The 18,870-nt window shown below is 43.0% G+C and carries 20 protein-coding genes; 16 read left to right on the forward strand and 4 right to left on the reverse strand.

Features of this window, described 5'->3' with window-relative positions; all coding sequences use genetic code 11:
- Positions 1 to 15 precede the first annotated feature (15 nt).
- The 7 genes from FJR71_RS00380 (at position 16) to metG (ending at position 6,027) form a co-directional block, all read left to right on the forward strand.
- Positions 16 to 747 carry a metallophosphoesterase gene (locus FJR71_RS00380; protein WP_140813803.1) on the forward strand — a complete coding sequence of 244 codons (732 nt, stop codon included), beginning with the start codon at positions 16 to 18 and terminating at the stop codon, positions 745 to 747.
- 83 nt (positions 748 to 830) lie between these two features.
- Complete coding sequence (locus FJR71_RS00385) at positions 831 to 1,664, forward strand: DegV family protein (RefSeq protein WP_140813804.1); 834 nt, start codon at positions 831 to 833, stop codon at positions 1,662 to 1,664.
- A 134-nt stretch (positions 1,665 to 1,798) separates the two neighbouring features.
- Positions 1,799 to 2,074 carry an HU family DNA-binding protein gene (locus tag FJR71_RS00390; protein ID WP_006596762.1) on the forward strand — a complete coding sequence of 92 codons (276 nt, stop codon included), beginning with the start codon at positions 1,799 to 1,801 and terminating at the stop codon, positions 2,072 to 2,074.
- Between the two features lie 120 nt (positions 2,075 to 2,194).
- A complete protein-coding gene (locus tag FJR71_RS09945) occupies positions 2,195 to 2,350 on the forward strand; it encodes a hypothetical protein (protein ID WP_172605084.1) in 156 nt (51 codons plus the stop codon).
- A gap of 143 nt (positions 2,351 to 2,493) precedes the next feature.
- The gene (locus FJR71_RS00395) at positions 2,494 to 2,955 is read left to right on the forward strand and encodes a Fur family transcriptional regulator (protein WP_140813805.1); all 462 of its coding nucleotides are present in this window, start codon (positions 2,494 to 2,496) and stop codon (positions 2,953 to 2,955) included.
- Positions 2,956 to 3,186: 231 nt separating this feature from the next.
- Positions 3,187 to 3,879 (forward strand): phosphoglycerate mutase, encoded by a 693-nt coding sequence (locus FJR71_RS00400; RefSeq protein WP_042768625.1) that lies wholly within the window; start codon positions 3,187 to 3,189, stop codon positions 3,877 to 3,879.
- 156 nt (positions 3,880 to 4,035) lie between these two features.
- Complete coding sequence (gene metG / locus FJR71_RS00405) at positions 4,036 to 6,027, forward strand: methionine--tRNA ligase (RefSeq protein WP_140813806.1); 1,992 nt, start codon at positions 4,036 to 4,038, stop codon at positions 6,025 to 6,027.
- 264 nt (positions 6,028 to 6,291) lie between these two features.
- Here the strand turns inward: metG and FJR71_RS00410 are convergent, their stop codons facing one another.
- Together FJR71_RS00410 and FJR71_RS00415 are read right to left on the reverse strand one after the other, a co-directional pair.
- Positions 6,292 to 6,498 carry a helix-turn-helix domain-containing protein gene (locus tag FJR71_RS00410; protein WP_003006064.1) on the reverse strand — a complete coding sequence of 69 codons (207 nt, stop codon included), beginning with the start codon at positions 6,496 to 6,498 and terminating at the stop codon, positions 6,292 to 6,294.
- Positions 6,499 to 6,508: 10 nt separating this feature from the next.
- On the reverse strand, positions 6,509 to 7,030 hold the full coding sequence (locus tag FJR71_RS00415) for a DUF2975 domain-containing protein (RefSeq protein WP_129268658.1): 522 nt from the start codon (positions 7,028 to 7,030) through the stop codon (positions 6,509 to 6,511).
- 174 nt (positions 7,031 to 7,204) lie between these two features.
- Between FJR71_RS00415 and FJR71_RS00420 the strand changes: the two genes are divergently transcribed.
- Positions 7,205 to 8,473, forward strand: a complete 1,269-nt coding sequence (locus FJR71_RS00420; protein WP_140813807.1) for a DUF6287 domain-containing protein — start codon at positions 7,205 to 7,207, stop codon at positions 8,471 to 8,473.
- Positions 8,474 to 8,607: 134 nt separating this feature from the next.
- Here the strand turns inward: FJR71_RS00420 and FJR71_RS00425 are convergent, their stop codons facing one another.
- Positions 8,608 to 9,792 carry a DUF2974 domain-containing protein gene (locus FJR71_RS00425; protein WP_140813808.1) on the reverse strand — a complete coding sequence of 395 codons (1,185 nt, stop codon included), beginning with the start codon at positions 9,790 to 9,792 and terminating at the stop codon, positions 8,608 to 8,610.
- A 183-nt stretch (positions 9,793 to 9,975) separates the two neighbouring features.
- On the opposite strand from FJR71_RS00425, the gene FJR71_RS00430 reads away from it, so the two are divergent.
- The 5 genes from FJR71_RS00430 (at position 9,976) to FJR71_RS00445 (ending at position 14,666) form a co-directional block, all read left to right on the forward strand.
- Entirely contained in the window at positions 9,976 to 10,653 is a 678-nt protein-coding gene (locus tag FJR71_RS00430) for a response regulator transcription factor (protein WP_129268664.1), read from the forward strand.
- Entirely contained in the window at positions 10,646 to 11,620 is a 975-nt protein-coding gene (locus FJR71_RS00435) for a sensor histidine kinase (protein WP_140813809.1), read from the forward strand. Before FJR71_RS00430 ends, FJR71_RS00435 begins: the two co-directional genes overlap by 8 nt.
- 157 nt (positions 11,621 to 11,777) lie before the next feature.
- Entirely contained in the window at positions 11,778 to 11,906 is a 129-nt protein-coding gene (locus tag FJR71_RS10155; protein WP_257721762.1) for a hypothetical protein, read from the forward strand.
- A 15-nt stretch (positions 11,907 to 11,921) separates the two neighbouring features.
- Complete coding sequence (locus tag FJR71_RS00440; RefSeq protein WP_140813810.1) at positions 11,922 to 12,680, forward strand: ABC transporter ATP-binding protein; 759 nt, start codon at positions 11,922 to 11,924, stop codon at positions 12,678 to 12,680.
- Entirely contained in the window at positions 12,681 to 14,666 is a 1,986-nt protein-coding gene (locus FJR71_RS00445; protein WP_140813811.1) for an FtsX-like permease family protein, read from the forward strand. It abuts the gene before it with no gap.
- Between the two features lie 367 nt (positions 14,667 to 15,033).
- Here FJR71_RS00445 and FJR71_RS00450 read toward each other — a convergent pair whose 3' ends face one another.
- Positions 15,034 to 15,297: a SemiSWEET family transporter gene (locus tag FJR71_RS00450; protein ID WP_003012241.1), complete on the reverse strand. Its 264-nt coding sequence runs from the start codon at positions 15,295 to 15,297 to the stop codon at positions 15,034 to 15,036.
- Positions 15,298 to 15,577: 280 nt separating this feature from the next.
- On the opposite strand from FJR71_RS00450, the gene FJR71_RS00455 reads away from it, so the two are divergent.
- The 3 genes from FJR71_RS00455 to FJR71_RS00465 all read left to right on the forward strand — a co-directional run bounded on the left by FJR71_RS00455 (position 15,578) and on the right by FJR71_RS00465 (position 18,774).
- Positions 15,578 to 15,835, forward strand: coding sequence for a SemiSWEET family transporter (locus FJR71_RS00455; protein WP_003006102.1), 258 nt, complete (start codon positions 15,578 to 15,580; stop codon positions 15,833 to 15,835).
- A 175-nt stretch (positions 15,836 to 16,010) separates the two neighbouring features.
- On the forward strand, positions 16,011 to 16,778 hold the full coding sequence (locus FJR71_RS00460; protein ID WP_140813812.1) for an ABC transporter ATP-binding protein: 768 nt from the start codon (positions 16,011 to 16,013) through the stop codon (positions 16,776 to 16,778).
- Positions 16,771 to 18,774 (forward strand): FtsX-like permease family protein, encoded by a 2,004-nt coding sequence (locus FJR71_RS00465; RefSeq protein ID WP_140813813.1) that lies wholly within the window; start codon positions 16,771 to 16,773, stop codon positions 18,772 to 18,774. Before FJR71_RS00460 ends, FJR71_RS00465 begins: the two co-directional genes overlap by 8 nt.
- The last annotated feature ends 96 nt before the right edge of the window (positions 18,775 to 18,870 follow it).

Consider the following 18,870-nt stretch of genomic DNA (forward strand, 5'->3'; position numbering starts at 1 on the left):
AAGAAAGGAAGGGATATGGGAAGCTATTTCGTAGTGGGAGACATTCATGGAAAAGCAGGTATGCTGGAGGAACTGATGACCCATTGGGATGGTCAGTCCCAGTTGGTTTTTCTCGGAGATCTGATAGACCGTGGGGAAGATAGTCGTAAAGTTATCGAACTGGTCAAAGATTTTGTCGAACAGCAAGGGGCCATCTGCCTCGCTGGTAACCACGAATACATGTTTTTAGCCTGGATTGATAACCCGACCGAACGCTATGACCATTACCGACGTAACGGAGGAGATACCACGATCAACTCTCTACTTGGTCGTCCCCTCACGGCTCCAGTAGATGGAGTGGAGGATGCTCGGCGCGTGCAAGAGACTTGTGGGGACTTAGTTGCTTTCATCCGTTCGCTTCCTTTTGTCTATGAAACAGAACACTATATTTTCGTGCATGCTGGACTTGACTTAAGCTTGCCTGATTGGCACGAAACGACAGATTACCAGAAAGTCTGGATTCGCCAGCCTTTCCATGAAGCGACCAATCAGACAGGAAAGACCATTGTTTTTGGCCATACCCCCGTCCACTATCTCTTGGATCAAAAGATTGGAACCAAGGAACTCTGGCTGACCGAAGATGGGAAGATTGGTATGGATGGTGGAGCTGTTTATGGTGGCGTCCTCCATGGCATTCTCTTTGATGAAAGTGGAATGAAGGCCGATGTTGCTTTACTCAATGAGGGATTTGCTGCTATTGATGAGTAAGTAAAAAGGACTTTGTCCCACAAAAGCCTAGAAAATTTGATATAATAGAGTGGATATATCTAAGAAAAGATTGTAGGAATGTTATGTCACAAGTAAAAATTGTTACAGACTCATCCGTAACGATTGAGCCTGAAGTTGTTGAAAAATACGGAATTACCATCGTTCCCCTCTCCGTCATGGTGGACGGTGTCCTCTATTCAGATGCGGAATTAACAGAAGGACAATTCCTTCAGTTGATGAAGTCCAGTAAGAACCTTCCAAAGACCAGTCAACCTCCAGTAGGTGTGTTTGCGGAAGCCTTCGAAGGTCTGGCGGAAAAAGGGGCGCAAATTATTGCAATCCATATGTCCCATGCCTTATCTGGTACAGTGGAAGCTGCACGTCAAGGAGCTACCTTAGCCAATGCAGATGTCACAGTGATCGATAGTAGCTTTACGGACCAAGCCATGAAGTTCCAAGTGGTGGAAGCAGCGAAACTGGCTCAAGAAGGAGCTAGCGTAGAGGAAATTGTAGCTCGCATTGAAGAGGTCAAGCAAAAATCTAGACTCTACATTGGGGTTTCTACTCTGGAAAACTTGGTTAAAGGAGGCCGGATTGGACGCGTAACTGGTTTATTGAGTTCCCTTTTGAATATTCGGGTGGTCATGGAAATGAAGAACGATGAACTGCAACCGATTGTCAAAGGACGTGGACAGAAGACCTTTAAAAAATGGATGGACGAGTTGATACAAGACTTATCTGGTAAAGAAATCGCTGAGATAGGGATTTCCTATGCTGGTGGACCTGACTTTGCTAACCAAATGAAGGCGCAACTACAGCCTTTGGTTGCAACTCCAATCTCTGTTTTGGAGACAGGTTCGATCATTCAAACTCACACTGGTGAAGATGCCTGGGCAGTTCTTGTTCGGTTTGCATAGAAGCCCGTCTGTAAAGGAATTTATTCCTAGATAAATGTTGATAAAAACAAGTTTAGTACTTGACCTAAAAGCATTTTTTAGATATGATAGAGATGTTAAGGGTAAAACCTAAAAAAATTTGGAGGATTTGTTAAATGGCTAACAAACAAGATTTGATCGCAAAAGTGGCAGAAGCTACAGAATTGACTAAAAAAGACTCAGCAGCAGCAGTTGACGCTGTATTTGCAGCTGTTTCAGAATACCTTTCAAAAGGTGAAAAAGTTCAATTGATCGGTTTCGGTAACTTCGAAGTTCGTGAACGTGCAGCTCGTAAAGGTCGCAACCCACAAACTGGTAAAGAAATCAAAATCGCTGCTTCTAAAGTTCCAGCATTCAAAGCTGGTAAAGCTCTTAAAGACGCAGTTAAATAATTGTGATTAAAAAGGTTCCTTCTAGCTTGCTAGAAGGAACCTTTTTGTTTTGGAGTAGTTTCTAGACAGGGCCTATAAATAGGAGTATAATAGAAAAAATTGAGAAATGGAGGGTGGACCATGAGATGGATTGTTGGAATCTTTGTTCTGCTCATGATTAAGCCAATTATTTATCTATTGAAAGGTCTCTGGTTTATCGCGGAACTCTTCTTTATGTTCCTCTTTGTCAAAATTTTACTGGGAACTATGAGATGGATCCTTAATTGGGGAAGTTAAGAATAAAAAAGTGTGGGAGTAAAGGAGCTTGATTCGAGCTAATTTAATCCTGCACTTTTCCTTATTTACAAACATTCTAATTAGGAAAATTTGGGTATTCGTGATATAATAGTTTTTAACAAGAGACAGAAAGGGGAAAGACCATGCTAGCTTGTTTAAGGCTCGATTCCGTTCAACAAGAAAAAGTAGAAGATGTATTGCAACACCTGCGTAAAAAATCTGTACGGATTACAGAGACGCGTCGGGCGGTCCTTTCTTATCTTGTCAAAAGTCAGGAACATCCGAGTGCCGATGCTATCTACCAAGATTTGAAACCTGCCTTTCCCAATATGAGTCTAGCAACCGTTTATAACAATCTTAAGGTCCTCATTGAAGAAGGCTTTGTCTCTGAAATAAAAGTACGCAATGATACCACGACCTACTTTGACTTTATGGGACACGATCATTTGAATCTGATTTGCGAGTCTTGTGGGAAGATTGATGATATTGACATCGAAGTTCCAGATGTAAGAGTAGAAGCGAGAGAAAAAAGTGGCAACGTCATTACCAAGTGCCAAACTACAGTTTATGGCCTTTGTCCGGAATGCCAGAATAAGCAATTGTAAGCAAACCTCTTTTTAGAGGTTTTTTGTTTAGTCTGGCTTGTGAAAAATGGTGGGACAGGCAGGATTTAGAGGCTGGTGAGAGCAACATGTAAAAATCAATGAAAAATAATTGATAAAATTTTCACGAAATCTCCGATCTGGCCCTGTTAAGACTAGATTTTTCCTTAAAAATCTAGTAGAATAGAATAGATAAACGAGGGGAACCTCGGAAAATAAAAGGAGATCCATCAAATGGTAAAATTGGTTTTTGCTCGCCACGGTGAGTCTGAATGGAACAAAGCTAACCTTTTCACTGGTTGGGCTGATGTTGATTTGTCTGAAAAAGGTACACAACAAGCGATCGACGCTGGTAAATTGATCAAAGAAGCTGGTATCGAATTTGACCAAGCTTACACTTCAGTATTGAAACGTGCGATCAAAACAACTAACTTGGCTCTTGAAGCTTCTGACCAATTGTGGGTTCCAGTTGAAAAATCATGGCGCTTGAACGAACGTCACTATGGTGGATTGACTGGTAAAAACAAAGCTGAAGCTGCTGAACAATTTGGTGATGAGCAAGTTCATATCTGGCGTCGTTCATATGATGTATTGCCTCCAAACATGGATCGCGATGATGAGCACTCAGCACACACTGACCGTCGTTACGCTTCACTTGACGACTCAGTAATTCCAGATGCTGAAAACTTGAAAGTGACTTTGGAACGTGCCCTTCCATTCTGGGAAGATAAAATCGCTCCAGCGCTTAAAGATGGTAAAAATGTATTCGTAGGAGCACACGGTAACTCAATCCGTGCTCTTGTAAAACACATCAAACAATTGTCAGACGACGAAATCATGGACGTGGAAATCCCTAACTTCCCACCATTGGTATTCGAATTTGACGAAAAATTGAACGTAGTTTCTGAATACTATCTTGGAAAGTAAGATAGCGGGATTCGTTATCAATCATAAAAAGCTGACTTCGGTCAGCTTTTTTTGTTCATCGCAGACCTAGCCGGTTTTTGGTTTTCAGGGTCTTCTAAAAATGATATAATGAAGTGTTATTACATAAGGTTTCATTAGCCTTGAAAGGAAAAGAAAATGACAAAATCATTCTACATCACAACCCCTATCTATTACCCATCTGGTAAATTGCATATTGGTTCAGCTTACACAACCATCGCCTGTGACGTCTTGGCACGTTACAAACGCATGATGAACTACGATGTTTTCTACCTGACTGGTCTCGATGAGCATGGGCAAAAGATTCAGCAGAAAGCAGAAGAAGCTGGCATTACACCGCAAGCTTATGTAGATGGAATGGCGGTTGGAGTGAAAGAACTCTGGCAATTACTCGATATCTCATACGATAAATTCATCCGTACGACAGACGATTACCATGAAAAAGTGGTGGCCCAGATCTTTGAACGCTTGCTTGCGCAAGACGACATCTACCTGGGTGAATACTCTGGTTGGTATTCAGTATCTGATGAAGAGTTCTTTACAGAAAGCCAATTGGCTGAGGTCTACCGTGATGAGAATGGCAAGGTCATCGGTGGGGTAGCCCCATCAGGCCACGAAGTAGAATGGGTTTCTGAAGAATCTTATTTCCTTCGCCTCAGCAAATACCAAGACCGCTTGGTTGAGTTTTTCAAATCCCAACCAGACTTCATCACTCCAGATGGCCGTCTCAATGAAATGTTGAAAAATTTCATCGAGCCAGGTTTGGAAGACTTGGCAGTATCTCGGACTACCTTTACCTGGGGAGTTCCAGTTCCATCCAATCCTAGACACGTTGTCTACGTTTGGTTTGATGCTCTGCTTAACTATGTGACAGCTCTCGGTTATGGCCAAGAAGATCATGAAAATTTTGACAAATTCTGGAACGGAACCGTCTTCCACATGGTCGGAAAAGACATCCTTCGTTTCCACTCCATCTACTGGCCAATCCTTCTCATGATGCTCGATATCAAATTGCCAGAACGTTTGATTGGCCATGGTTGGTTTGTCATGAAAGACGGTAAGATGTCTAAGTCTAAAGGGAATGTCATCTACCCAGAAATGTTGGTGGAACGCTTCGGCTTGGATCCGCTTCGTTACTACCTCATGCGCAGTTTGCCAGTTGGTTCGGATGGTACCTTTACACCAGAAGACTACGTGGCTCGTATCAACTATGAATTAGCAAATGACCTTGGAAACCTCCTCAACCGGACAGTAGCCATGATCAATAAATACTTTGGTGGTCAAGTTCCGGCTTATGTCGAAAATGTCACAACATTTGATGCAGATTTGGCTAAGGTAGTTGAAGAAAACATCGCTGAATACCACAAGCAAATGAACGCGGTTGATTACCCACGCGCTTTAGAAGCGGTATGGAATATTATCTCTCGGGCTAACAAATACATCGATGAGACTGCTCCTTGGGTCCTCGCTAAAGAAGATGGTGACAAGGAACAATTGGCAGCAGTGATGGCTCACTTAGCAGCTAGCCTTCGTGTTGTGGCTCATTTGATCCAACCATTCATGATGACCACCTCAAATGCCATCATGGAACAACTTGGCTTGGGCTTGGACTTCGATCTTGAAAACTTGACCTTAGCAGGATTCCCTGAAAATGTCACAGTAGTTGCCAAAGGAACTCCAATTTTCCCACGTCTGGACATGGATGAAGAAATTGCCTACATCCAATCGCAAATGACTGCTGGTAAACCACAAGAAAAAGAATGGATTCCAGAAAAAGTGGAGCTCAAGTCTGAAAAAGACGAGATTAAATTTGAAGACTTTGACAAGGTTGAAATCCGTGTAGCAGAAGTCAAAGAAGTGGAACGCGTCGAAGGATCAGATAAACTGCTTCGCTTCCGCCTAGATGCAGGAGATGGCGAAGACCGTCAAATCCTCTCTGGTATCGCGAAATTCTATCCAAATGAACAAGAATTGGTCGGCAAGAAACTCCAAATCGTGGCCAACCTTAAACCACGTAAAATGATGAAGAAATATGTCAGCCAAGGCATGATTCTTTCCGCAGAACACGGGGATCAATTAACAGTCCTAACAGTTGATCCATCTGTTCCAAATGGAAGTATTATTGGTTAAACGATAATTGTATATGAAAAGCACTCCCGCGGGAGTGCTTTTGTTGTGACGAGATGGTTCCCGTCATTGAGTTTTACAAGGATGGTAGATGAGTCCTTAGTAATGAATGTTAACGGAGACTTCCGCAGTGAGATAAGAGTCTGAAACATTTTCGTTTCAGACTCTCGGAAGATTTGAGACAGTAGGCTCAAATCTTAGGTATGGAATCCTAAAGGGATTCGCTACCGTCCGTCCTCACCTAAGGAAAGTCTCCGAAAATAGTCACTATTCATCTGGCCGGTATTCTAGGATATCTCCGGGCTGGCAGTCGAGTTCTTTGCAGATAGCTTCAAGGGTGGTGAAGCGAATGGCTTTGGCCTTGCCTGTCTTGAGGATGGAGAGGTTGGCTGTCGTAATGCCGATTTTGTCAGCTAGCTCATTGGATTTCATTTTTCGCTTGGCCAGCATGACATCTAGATTGACGATAATCATGGCACCCTCCTTAAATGGTTAGCTCATTTTCTTCAGCAATCTCAATCCCTCTCTCTAAAATCTTGCCAAGGACCCAGACAATTGGGACAGCAAGGAGAAGTCCCGTGTTAAAGGTCAATTGGAAGGTAAAGGGAAGGAGATAAGCATCGCCATTGGTCTCAAGTGTACCAGACATAAAGGACAAGACCAAGAGGATCTTCCAAGCTCGGTTGCAAAGATCAATGTTGGAGTGAGAGAAGATCTTTTCTTGGTAGAGATTTTGGAGGAAGCTGCGAATAGTGAGGAGAAGAAAAATATAAATAGCGCTTGAGGCTAGTGGGAAGAGCAACTGCCAGAGGGGTTGCAGATGTTTGGGGAAGAGCTGGATGCCATTTACCTCAAAGGACAAGCGTCCAGATTGAATGAGATCCTTAAACACTCCCATCCGAGAAAGCAGGTGGATGACCAGTGCAGCCAGGGTCATAAAGCCACAGAAGTAAATGAAAGCCGTTAAGACTTCAATGACATTTTTTAAGGTTTTTGAGTTTTTCATCGCAAGCCTCCTTAAAGTTTTTTATTTTTCACTTATAGTATACTCCTTATAAAAAATAAGTCAATAAAAAAGTATCGAAAAACGATAAAAAGTTTATGAAATTCAGTCAAAATTTGCTTTAAATAGAATTTAAGGTATACTATTAGGTAACTACCATTTCAAGGAGGTATTGAAATGATCAAAAAATTAGATAAGAAATATCTTTGGATGATCATCGCTTTTGCGAGTGCAGTGGTTCTAATCGGGGGAGTTTATCTCTACTCTAGCTCCAATATTCAACCGGATCATCAAAAAGAGTTCAATCAGACCTCGAAGACCTCGTCTTCTTCTAAGGAAAAAGCCATCGATCTATCTGGTGAATATGTCTCAAGTGCGCGTGATAAGGCCAAGATTCAAAAAGATGGGAAATCTTGGAAGATTGATTACGAGACAGAAGATGGTCCTGTATCAGCAACTTTCTCAACGGATTTCAAAGTAGAAGGAGCCAATAAGGTTTCTACTAGTCAGATGAAAAAGTCAGATGGAAATAAGGATTTCACCATCACTGTGCGTATCTTTAAATACAAAACAGATAAAGACCCCCTTATTACGGTAACCATGTCAGATAAAGACCCCGATCATGAGATGGTCTTTGCCAATCGGAAGGATTTCTTCAAATCGACGAATCCAGATGATGCGGTATTGGATGGGGATTTGACAACCTTCGCGGGAAGCTATTCCAATGAATCTATTGAAAAGCAGATTGCGGATTCCGGCTTTAAGCTGTATGGTTATAGTCCAGAAGATTACTACAATCACCGGACTACTGTCTTTCCTTCTATCTACTCTGATCAGGACAATGGATGGAGCTTCTGGAGTGGAGCCACCAATGTCCAATTTGTCCTCAATAAAGATAAGAAACCTAAGAAAGCAGGCGCGACCTATCAGGTTTACTTTGTTCAAGCTGGAACAACTGGAGCAAGTCCTGGTCAAGAATTGATTGTCACCTTGATTCCTGAAAATGTTCAAGGTCCTGATGGTGTCGTGTCGCCTTTGAGACGTATCTTCTACCATCAAGCCTCCTTCCAAGCCTACCAGGACAAATGGTGGGAAGCTTACCCAGCGCCTAAGAAGGAAGTAGACCTCGATATTGCGGCTATCAATAATGGAGATTTTTCAAGCCTGGCAGGGACATGGCGCAATGCCAAAGGCCAAGAGATGGTCATCCAAGAAGATGGAACTGTGAAAGGCCAAGGAAGATTAAAAGCAGTGCCAAACTCTGATAAAACAAGTAAAGTCCCTTATGTAGATCTACGTGTGGGAGAAACAGGAGTGGCAGTTGGCCTCTTTAAGATTGGTTTTGAAAATCCTGATGGAGACCAGTCAGATAAGAGCAAACCTCGCTTGGTTGTTACCCAATCAGCTGGGAACTATCCAGCAGATCAATACTTCTATCGTCAATAAGAAGCGAAAAACCCAGGAAATGTGATTTCCTGGGTTTTGTTTTGCTTTAATGAATTCTCTTTCTATAAAAAAATTCGTTTACACCATTGGATGTAAACGATATTGTTACATTTTATAAAATAGAGTTAAAATTGTCAATCTTTGTGCTCAAGAAGCAGAGGTGAGGAGGACTCGATTGCTTTTTTTCGCTTGAAAAATGCAGTCATTTGAAGCAGGATCCGGGGAACTGTTTGCCATTTTTTCCAAGCTTGGACACGGGTGTCGATGAGTTGCTTGGCTAGACGTTCCAGCATTTCTCTTTCTGTTGGATCTAGGTCCTGAGCATTTTGAAAGATTTCTTTGATCTTGGAGAAATTTTTCAAGTTCATCAAATCATTAATCGAAGTGATGCCGGCGTCTAGAAAAATGCCAAAAAAGGTATCAAAGAACTTCTTGCGCTCATCCGCCGATGTTTCGCGAACCCATTGCTTCAGAGTCTCGTCGGTTTGCTGGCTATCAGGACTGGTTTGATCTAGGGTTACAAATTTATCTTTCTCAGTCATCCATGTAAAGGCGTCATGCTGGGCAAAGCCACCAAAAGCTCGGCTTTTGACAATCGTAGCAGGCTCAGGAACTTCCAGCATCATCCCAACGATGGACCCTTGCGGGACAAAGCGGTGAACGAGGTGCGCGATTCGTTGATAGCCCTCCGTTTCGATAATGGCCTTGTTGAGGCCAGGAGCGTCGTAACAGTAGATGGCGTCGACCCGTTCAATCAGATGATCAGGAAGGTAGGAGCAGGCGTAGGTTGCGAGATTGCCCCCTTTGGAGTGTCCGGCTACTATGAAGTGTCCTTTTGGGAACTCCTTCATGACATGTTGTAGGTAGCTAGTTGCACGTCTCTGAGCTGGGACATGGTCCATGTAGGTCATGTGGAAGTCTTCCTTCCAACCGATCAAGGTATCATCCGTCCCTCTGAAGACAACTAAATAAACATCCATGGTAAGACGATAAGTCATCGCCGCAAACTGCTTCTGAACATCGGGGTCATATTCGTCGACATAGTTAAGAAGTTTGACATTCTTAAAGCGTTTGGATGTAGCTAGGACATCGACTATTTGCAGGTGTTGGTCTGTCACGATGAAATCTGTGGTTCGATCGACTAGCTCTGCTGCATCAGATAAGCGGACTTCAATATTTGTCGTATCCCCTTGGGGCACGATCCGATCAAAAGGAAGATAGGTCAGCTCTGTCAGTGCCAGGACATCGAGTTCCTTAAAAGGGCGATCGTAGATGGAATCATAGGCGACATAGTCTAGATAATCAAAAATCGTGGACATGAGATTCTCCTTTGTATCTGTATGTTCAGTATAGCATAAAATACCTGAAAAGCCCCTCAGTAAAAATAGGAAATTGACGAAAGGAGTTACCTGTAACTTGAGATGGCGAAAAATATGTATGCTCCTTGGATAATTTGATATAATGAAAGGGTAATACTCTAGTAAGAAAGAGCAGGAAAGAGCATGCATAAAATTCTTCTTGTCGAAGATGACCAAACCATTCGCCAACAGGTGAAGATAATCATGGAGCAGTGGGGCTTTGAAGTTATTGCAGTTGATGACTTTATGGATGTATTGGGGACCTTCGTCCAGACCAATCCTCATCTGATTCTGATGGATATTGGCCTTCCTCTTTATAATGGCTACCATTGGTGCCAGGAGATTCGTAAGGTGTCTAAGGTCCCTATCATGTTTTTATCCTCACGAGATCAAGCTATGGACATCGTTATGGCTATCAATATGGGAGGAGATGACTATGTGACCAAGCCATTTGATCCCAATGTCCTTCTGGCAAAAATTCAGGGTCTCCTTCGCCGCTCTTATGAGTTTGGAACTGATCAAGATTTGTTAGAACACCGGGGCGCTATCCTCAATCTCAAATCCATGGATCTGGTCTACGAGGGAGAGGTGGTTAATTTGACCAAAAATGAATTTCAAATTCTTCGCATCCTTTTTGAAAAAGCTGGAAGTGTAGTGGCTCGGGATGATTTAATGAAGGAATTGTGGAACAGTGATTTCTTTATTGATGACAACACCCTCTCGGTCAATGTAGCTCGGCTTCGGAAGAAACTCGAAGAAGCAGGACTGGAACATTTTATCGAAACGAAAAAAGGGATAGGATATGGGTTGAGCAATGGATAATCAATTCTTATTTGTCAAACACTATCTGATTTCTCATCGCCGCTATCTCTATTTGATTGGTTTACTCCTTTCATCCCTGGTCTTGTTTGCCTATATATTCGAAGGCTACCGCAATTTTCTCCTTTACCTGACAGGAATTTTGGCTTTTTTGAGTCTTCTTCTGGTCATTTGGGATGCTGTGGCTGGGTATCAGGCCTGTCGGAAGGAAGTGCTCTATGGGGAGGGACTACCTGAGACCCCTCTAGAACTGGTCTTGAGTCAGAAACTAGCAACCAGTCAGCAAGCCCAACGTGAGCAGACAACGGTGAGTCTAGAGACCTACAATGACCTGATGGATTACTATACCCTCTGGGTCCACCAGATTAAGACGCCCATTGCGGCCAGCCAACTCTTAGTTAAAAATATAGAAGACAGCGACCTGAGACAACAAATGGAGCAGGAGCTCTTTAAGATTGATTCCTATGCCAATGTGGTCCTCCAGTATCTGAGACTCGAAAGCTTTCACGATGATTTGGTTCTTAAGCGTGTTCCACTCGAAGAGCTGGTCAAAGAAGTCGTGCGAAAGTATGCCATCTTCTTTATTCAAAAGGGCTTGACGGTGGATCTGCATGACTTAGATGTCGCCGTCATTACCGATCGCAAGTGGCTCTTGGTCATCATCGAGCAATTGCTGTCTAATAGCCTTAAGTATACCAGCACTGGCGGGATTGAGATTTATTTCAAAGACCAGACCCTTTTTATGAAAGATAGTGGGATTGGAATTAAGGATAGCGATATACTCCGTGTCTTTGAGCGGGGATTCTCCGGCTACAATGGGCATTTGACCCAGCAATCTTCGGGACTAGGCCTCTATCTGTCTAAAAAGATTGCCGATCAGCTAGGGCACCAACTCCAGATGACGTCTCAAGTCGGCCAAGGGACGACTGTTGCTATACGTTTTGAAGAGAAGAAGTTGGTCATGGATTAGGGGAATTCGTCGGTACTAATGATTCTCTCCCTAAGCTTCTCTTTTATTTGAAAATGACAAAAATGTAAGATTTAATTTTAAAAATGAAAGGTTAGGTTATGGTGACCACCTTTTATTTTTTATACAATAGTCTCATCAAATGAAGGAGGTCAAGAAAATGAAACTCTTGAAATGGATGAAAGAACCCAAAAAGATTAAGAAACCAAATAAGAAAACCGATTTGGAAAAGGTGGAATTTGGTCGCCAAGTCCTACAACAAACCCAAGAATTTTTCTTGATCTACTAGTATAAGGAGAAAAATATGTCATTACTAGACGTTCAACATATCAAAAAAATCTACAAAACCCGCTTTCAAGGGACGCAGGTCGAAGCCCTAAAGGATATTCACTTCATCGTGGAAAAAGGGGAGTATGTCGCTATTATGGGGGAATCAGGATCTGGGAAATCGACCCTCCTCAATATCTTAGCCATGCTGGACCAGCCGACGGAAGGGCGGGTCTACCTCAATGGCACGGACACTTCAACCATCAAGAACAAGGATGCCTCCAGTTTCCGTCGGGAAAAACTAGGCTTTGTCTTTCAAGATTTTAACCTGCTCGATACCTTGTCTGTCAAGGACAATATCCTCCTGCCCTTGGTGCTTTCTCGTAGATCGGTCAAAGAAATGATGAGTAAGGTCGATAGCATCAGTCGGGAGTTGGGTATTCACCAACTGCTTGAAAAATACCCTTACGAAATCTCTGGTGGTCAAAAACAACGGGTGGCTGTAGCACGGGCCATCATCACCTCACCTGAAATCCTCCTTGCTGATGAGCCAACAGGGGCGCTGGATTCCAAGTCTTCGGCTGCTTTGCTAGATGTCTTTGAAGATATCAACACCATGGGGCAAACCATTCTCATGGTGACCCACTCAACCGCAGCGGCAGCTCGGGCCAAGCGCGTGCTTTTTATCAAGGATGGAATTCTCTACAACCAGATCTTCCGCGGGGAAAAAACAGAACGTCAGATGTTCCAAGAAATCTCGGATACTTTGACGGTTATGGCAAGTGAGGTGGGGTAGATGTTTCGGTTAACCACTAAATTAGCTTGCTCCAATCTGATCAAGAACCGCAAGCTCTATTATCCCTTTGCGATTGCGGTCATTCTAGCAGTGACCATCGCCTACCTCTTTGACTCCCTGACCTTTAATCCCCACATTCAGGAGCTTCGAGGGGGATCTCCCATACTCTTCACCCTTGGATTGGGACTGTTCGTGGTCAATGCCGCGGGAGCTATCATCGTGCTCTATGCCAATAGCTTCGTCATGAAAAACCGCTCCAAGGAGCTGGGAATCTACAGCATGCTGGGCCTTGAGAAACGCCATCTCATCAGTATGATCTTCAAGGAGCTCTTGATGTTTGGCTTTTTGACTATCTCAAGCGGTGTCTTGATTGGAGCCCTCTTTGACAAGCTGATCTTTGCCTTTCTTTTGAAACTCATGAAGATGAAGGTCCAGCTAGTATCCACCTTCCAACCTGGGATTGTCATCTTGGTCTTTGTCACCTTTGGTCTCATCTTTGGCCTCCTAGTTTTTCTCAATGCTTGGCGAATTCTTCGTTTGAATGCCCTGCAGTTGACGCGTGAGAAAGCGAGTGGTGAAAAGAAAGCTCGCTTCTTGTGGCCCCAAACCATCCTGGGCCTAGCCTCTCTCGGTTTTGGCTACTACCTAGCGCTATCAGTCAAAGACCCCATGTTTGCGATTGTAACCTTCTTTCTAGCAGTTGTCTTGGTTATGATTGGGACCTACTTACTCTTTAATGCTGGGATCACCGTCTTCTTGCACCTGCTTAAGAAAAAGAAGGGGTATTATTACCAACCCAACAACATGATTTCGGTCTCTAACCTCATCTATCGCATGAAGAAAAATGCAGTGGGCCTTGCGACCATAGCCATCCTCTCAACCATGGTATTGGTGACCATCTCCTCTGCAACCAACATCTATATCGGTGGTGAAATGATCAAGAAAATCATGAATCCACATGATTTCTCCATTCAAGGAAAAGGCGTGGATTTGGAGCTAATCAATCAAAAATTTGATGAATTTGCATCTGAGCACCAGCTTGAGATCAAAAATCGTGACCTGATGAACTATGCCACCTTTGGGGTCGAATCACAAAAGGGCACAGACTTCACGGTCTATCCTGATGATGAACACGATGTCAGACCGAGAACAGTCTTTCTGGTCTTTGATGCAGCTAGCTATGAGCAGATGACAGGAGAACACGTCGATCTGACCGGCAACCAAGTCATCCTCTTTGCCCACAATAAGGCTCTCACAGGGCAAAAGCAGTTTACCATCAATGGGCAAGACTTCCAAGTCAAGGAAGAAGTGACCAAGGATTTTATCACAGATCATGTTCCAAATATCTTCAATATGCTGACAGAGGATTTCAATTACCTGATCGTGCCTGACCTTTCAGCCTTTGTCGCTCAGTTTCCGAACCTTGCTGTCGTTACTCAAATCTATGGTGGTTTCAATGTCAATGTTGACGAAGACCAGCAACTCAAGCTGGCAGCTAGTTATGACAAGATGATCGATGAACTGAGTAGCCAACAGGGACAAGGAACTTTTGTCTATGGAGGCAATCGAGCATATAATGTGAGAGAAATGAATAGCCTCTTTGGTGGCATCTTCTTTATCGGAATTTTCTTGTCATTGATCTTTATGGTCGGAACAGTCATCGTCATCTACTACAAGCAAATCTCAGAAGGCTATGAAGACCGTGACCGCTTCGTTATCCTCCAACAGGTGGGACTTGATGAAGATGAAGTCAAACGGACCATCAACCGTCAAGTGCGGACCGTCTTCTTCCTTCCCCTTATCTTTGCCTTTGTCCACCTGGCCTTTGCCTACCATATGATCCGCCTGATACTCAAAGCCCTTGGCGTCATTAATAGTGGCCAAGTCCTCATCGTGACCCTCAGTGTCTGTGCTGTCTTTCTCATCACCTACCTGGTTGTCTTTTGGATCACCTCTCGGAGTTATCGCAAGATTGTGCAGATTTAGGAAAAGAAACTCAAATTAAATTAGAAACTTTCCTTAGGTGAGTACGGACGTCAGCGAACTTCGAAGAAGTTCCATGACTAATTATTGAGCCTAAGGTCTCAATAATTCCGAGTGCCTGAAACATAATTATTTCAGGCACTTTTCTCACAGCGGAAAGTTTCAATATACTCTAATAATAATCAGATATTATTTGGATATTTTTGCACAATAATCCAGCATAGGTTATTCAAAGAAAAGAATTGTCAATTTTTTTAGCTTGCTCATAGCGGGCTTTTTTGTACGAAAACCGACTGCGATTGTTTTTGTTTTTCAAAGGGATACACAAAAAAGACTGAACCCGTAGAGTTCAGTCTTTGTTCACTTTCTATTAAAGTGATGTAAGGAAAGTCAATCCCCCTAGGATGACACCTGCCGAATTCGGAATGATCAAAATCCAGTCTTTTTTAGGTTCCTTTGTCCAACCATAAATGACCCAGATCAAGCAAGAAATAGCAGCTGACAAGGGTTGGAAAGGTTGGGCCTTATTTCCCTGTAAATTAGCAATAATTTGTGGGATGTAGGCAATGAAAACGATAATCCCAATAAAGGCACCGATCGAGCCAACGATTTGGTTGATTTTTTGTTTATTCATAAAATTTTACCTCTGTGTATCAAAATAGCATAAGTAGGAAGAAAATGCAATTAATTTGCATGCTACGCAAAATGAAAACGATCACATTTGCAAAAGAATTAGACAAAGTGTCAAAAAATGGCAACTAGAGAGAAAATTCACTCGAAAAGAAATCCATCTTCCTGCAAAATCACAAGATTGTGACACTTTACAGTTTAGTAACATTTGAAAAAAGTACTTGAATTTTAAGAGGGCAAGCGTTAGAATAGTGCGTACTTTAAAAATGAAAGGTGTCATAAAAATGAATGAAAAACAAATGAAAATTCTTGGTTGGGTTGCGACCTTTATGTCTGTGATGATGTACGTGTCTTACTTTCCTCAAATTATGGATAATCTCGCTGGTCACAAAGGAAACTTTGTACAACCCCTTGTCGCAGCTATCAACTGTAGCCTTTGGGTCTACTACGGACTCTTTAAAAAAGAACGCGATATCCCACTTGCTGCAGCCAATGCACCAGGGATCATCTTTGGGTTGATCACAGCCATCACAGCCTTATAAGAAGGAACTAGTTCCCGCAAGGAAGCTAGTTTTTTAATACCTTACAGAAATGTAAGAAATCAGGGTAAAAATGAAAGGTTAGCTTATTGTAGATCTCTCCCCAAATGGTCACAATAGAGGTGTAAAAAGTTTTATGGATATCAATCATATAACTAGATGGAAATGGAGAATGAAAATGGCCTTATTAGATGTACAACATGTGAAAAAAATTTACAAAACCCGCTTCCAAGGAACTCAGGTCGAAGCCCTAAAAGATATCCACTTCACCGTGGAGAAGGGCGAATACGTCGCCATCATGGGGGAATCAGGGTCCGGGAAATCGACCCTTCTCAATATCCTGGCCATGCTGGACCAGCCGACCGAAGGGCGAGTCTACCTCAATGGCACCGACACCTCAACCATCAAGAACAAGGATGCCTCTAGTTTCCGTCGGGAAAAATTAGGTTTTGTCTTTCAAGATTTCAATTTGCTCGATACCTTATCGGTCAAGGACAATATCCTCTTGCCTCTTGTCCTTTCTCGCAGACCAGTCAAGGAAATGATGAGTAAGGCGGAGAGCGTGAGTCGGGAGTTGGGCATTCACCAGCTCTTAGAAAAATACCCTTACGAAATCTCTGGTGGGCAAAAGCAAAGGGTAGCCGTAGCGCGTGCTATCATTACTTCACCTGAAATCCTCCTGGCGGATGAGCCAACAGGGGCGCTGGATTCCAAGTCTTCAGCTGCGTTACTAGATGTCTTTGAAGATATCAATAGTATGGGCCAAACTATCCTCATGGTAACCCACTCAACTGCAGCCGCAGCGAGGGCCAAGCGGGTGCTCTTTATCAAGGATGGGATCCTCTACAACCAGAGCTTCCGAGGAGAAAAGACAGAGCGTCAGATGTTCCAAGAAATCTCGGATACCTTGACGGTTATGGCGGGTAAGGAGGATAGCGATGTTTAAATTATCGAGTAAATTAGCCTTTTCTAACCTCAAACAAAATCGCAAGCTGTATTACCCCTTTGCCCTGGCTGTTATTTTAACGACCATGATCCTCTATAGCTTTATCGCTTTGGCATCAACCCCTCATTTAGAGGATTCTTACGGAGGGGGGGCGGCGAGAACTGTTCTTGGTTTTGGTAGTTTCGTCGTCCAGCTGGTCGTCATCATTTTGGTGGCTTATGCCAATGGCTTTGTCATGAAAAATCGTTCCAAAGAACTGGGCTTGTACAGTGTTCTGGGAATGGAGAAGAAGCATCTCCTCATCATGACCTTATGGGAATTGCTCTTCTTCTATGTTCTCACAGTTGGAGTAGGACTGGGTTTGGGGCTCTTATTTGATCGCCTGATTTTTGCCTTGCTCCTAAAATGTATGGGTCTACCAGTCGTCATTCAATCAACCTTCCAGATAGGGGCTGTTCTTAACACTTTACTTGGGTTAGCCTTAGCTTTTGGCCTCATTCTCTTGTTGAATTCTTTCCGCCTCTTGCGCTACAGTTCCCTCCACCTCATGCAACAGAAAAAAGCAGGAGAGAAGAAGGGACGCTTCTTGCTGGTCCAAACTCTTTTAGGACTTGGGCTCTTAGGAATTGCGTTTTATATAGCGCTAACCGTTGAGCGTCCGGTAGCGGCTGTTCAAGGATTCTTTATTGCTGTCATTTTGGTCATTCTGGCGACTTATCTCTTATTCAACGCAGGATCCATTACCTTCTTAAGATTTCTCAAAGGTCGGAAATCCTATTATTACAAGCCAGAGAATTTTATATCCGTCTCTAACTTAATAGCTCGGATGCGAAAAAATGCAGCGGGCCTCGCGACCATTAGTATTCTTTCCACCATGGTCTTGGTCACCTTAACCGGGTCGCTCAATATCTTTATTGGAGGGCAGAATTACCTAGATACTGTTTACCCTTCTGATTACATGATTAGTGTGGGGCATATGCCTTCAGATGCTGAGATAGAACCGGTTATCGAGGATGTTCAAGCTCAAATTAAGAAAACAGCCGATGCAACACATCTGTCAGATTATCAGGTGGCACAGACAACATACTGGTCAGCTGAAATTCGAAAGATTGATGGAAGAATCTTAGAGGTGAATGACCAGTCCACTCCATCAACTGGTCAGGAGTTGAAGACAGAAGGAACAGTCTACTTTTTTGATCAAGCGACTTATGAGCAACTGACCGGTCAAAAAGTTGAGCTTGGGGAAAATGAAATCCTAGCCTATGGGTATCAATATCCTGGAAAATTAGACGCACAATTAGAAATCAATGGGAAGACCTTCACGATTAAACAAAAACTAGACTCTAACTTTATCCAAGGGAAACTCCCTCAATCCGACCTGTTTCAACACCAAATGGGCTTGTACCTGGTCCTCCCTGACTTGAACCAACTGGGACTAAAAATTGATAAAAATTTGGAATTCTCTATTACTGCTAAAAATAAAGATAACCAAGATTTTATTTCTGGCTTGATCAAAGACCTTTATTCGACAGACAAAATGAGTCAATATGGTGCGACCTTTTTTGGTGGATTTGAACGATACAGTATAGAGAAAGAGTGGCGTGAAACAGCAGGGACTCTTCTATTTATCGGGATTTTTCTATCGGTGATCTTTCTATTAGCTACAGTTCTCGTGATTTACTACAAGCAGATTTCAGAGGGGCATGAGGATCGGGATAATTTTGTGATCTTGCAACAAGTAGGATTGGACCAAAAGCAAACCGGCACCACCATTCGCAAACAGATTCTCACCGTCTTTTTCCTTCCTCTATTCTTCTCCTTCCTGTACCTAGGAGTAGCCTACAAGATGATTGCAAAAATCGTTGCCATCCTAGGAGCGACAAATGCGGGCTTGGTCCTTCAAACAACTCTTTCCATTTGTGCTGTCTTTTTCATCTCTTATGTTCTCGTCTTTCTACTGACTTCTAGAAGTTATCGGAAGATTGTCGTGAGATAGCGTTTGATACGATGGAAGCTTAGGAAAATAGGTGAAGATAAAGCTCCCCTTGAAACTTTCTTTAGGTGAGTACGGACATCAGCGAACTTCTAGGAA

The organism is Streptococcus xiaochunlingii (genome assembly GCF_006385805.1).
In the GTDB taxonomy this organism is placed as follows: domain Bacteria; phylum Bacillota; class Bacilli; order Lactobacillales; family Streptococcaceae; genus Streptococcus; species Streptococcus xiaochunlingii.

Coding starts and splice junctions, on each gene's coding strand:
- FJR71_RS00465 (WP_140813813.1), top strand. CDS start 16,771: ATGTTTAAATTATCGAGTAAATTAGCCTTTTCTAACCTCAAACAAAAT.
- FJR71_RS00400 (WP_042768625.1), top strand. CDS start 3,187: ATGGTAAAATTGGTTTTTGCTCGCCACGGTGAGTCTGAATGGAACAAA.
- FJR71_RS00435 (WP_140813809.1), top strand. CDS start 10,646: ATGGATAATCAATTCTTATTTGTCAAACACTATCTGATTTCTCATCGC.
- FJR71_RS09945 (WP_172605084.1), top strand. CDS start 2,195: ATGAGATGGATTGTTGGAATCTTTGTTCTGCTCATGATTAAGCCAATT.
- FJR71_RS00385 (WP_140813804.1), top strand. CDS start 831: ATGTCACAAGTAAAAATTGTTACAGACTCATCCGTAACGATTGAGCCT.
- FJR71_RS00425 (WP_140813808.1), bottom strand. CDS start 9,792: ATGTCCACGATTTTTGATTATCTAGACTATGTCGCCTATGATTCCATC.
- FJR71_RS00420 (WP_140813807.1), top strand. CDS start 7,205: ATGATCAAAAAATTAGATAAGAAATATCTTTGGATGATCATCGCTTTT.
- FJR71_RS00440 (WP_140813810.1), top strand. CDS start 11,922: ATGTCATTACTAGACGTTCAACATATCAAAAAAATCTACAAAACCCGC.
- FJR71_RS00380 (WP_140813803.1), top strand. CDS start 16: ATGGGAAGCTATTTCGTAGTGGGAGACATTCATGGAAAAGCAGGTATG.
- FJR71_RS00460 (WP_140813812.1), top strand. CDS start 16,011: ATGGCCTTATTAGATGTACAACATGTGAAAAAAATTTACAAAACCCGC.
- FJR71_RS00390 (WP_006596762.1), top strand. CDS start 1,799: ATGGCTAACAAACAAGATTTGATCGCAAAAGTGGCAGAAGCTACAGAA.
- FJR71_RS00430 (WP_129268664.1), top strand. CDS start 9,976: ATGCATAAAATTCTTCTTGTCGAAGATGACCAAACCATTCGCCAACAG.
- metG (WP_140813806.1), top strand. CDS start 4,036: ATGACAAAATCATTCTACATCACAACCCCTATCTATTACCCATCTGGT.
- FJR71_RS00450 (WP_003012241.1), bottom strand. CDS start 15,297: ATGAATAAACAAAAAATCAACCAAATCGTTGGCTCGATCGGTGCCTTT.
- FJR71_RS00415 (WP_129268658.1), bottom strand. CDS start 7,030: ATGAAAAACTCAAAAACCTTAAAAAATGTCATTGAAGTCTTAACGGCT.
- FJR71_RS00395 (WP_140813805.1), top strand. CDS start 2,494: ATGCTAGCTTGTTTAAGGCTCGATTCCGTTCAACAAGAAAAAGTAGAA.
- FJR71_RS00455 (WP_003006102.1), top strand. CDS start 15,578: ATGAATGAAAAACAAATGAAAATTCTTGGTTGGGTTGCGACCTTTATG.
- FJR71_RS10155 (WP_257721762.1), top strand. CDS start 11,778: ATGAAACTCTTGAAATGGATGAAAGAACCCAAAAAGATTAAGAAACCA.
- FJR71_RS00445 (WP_140813811.1), top strand. CDS start 12,681: ATGTTTCGGTTAACCACTAAATTAGCTTGCTCCAATCTGATCAAGAAC.
- FJR71_RS00410 (WP_003006064.1), bottom strand. CDS start 6,498: ATGATTATCGTCAATCTAGATGTCATGCTGGCCAAGCGAAAAATGAAA.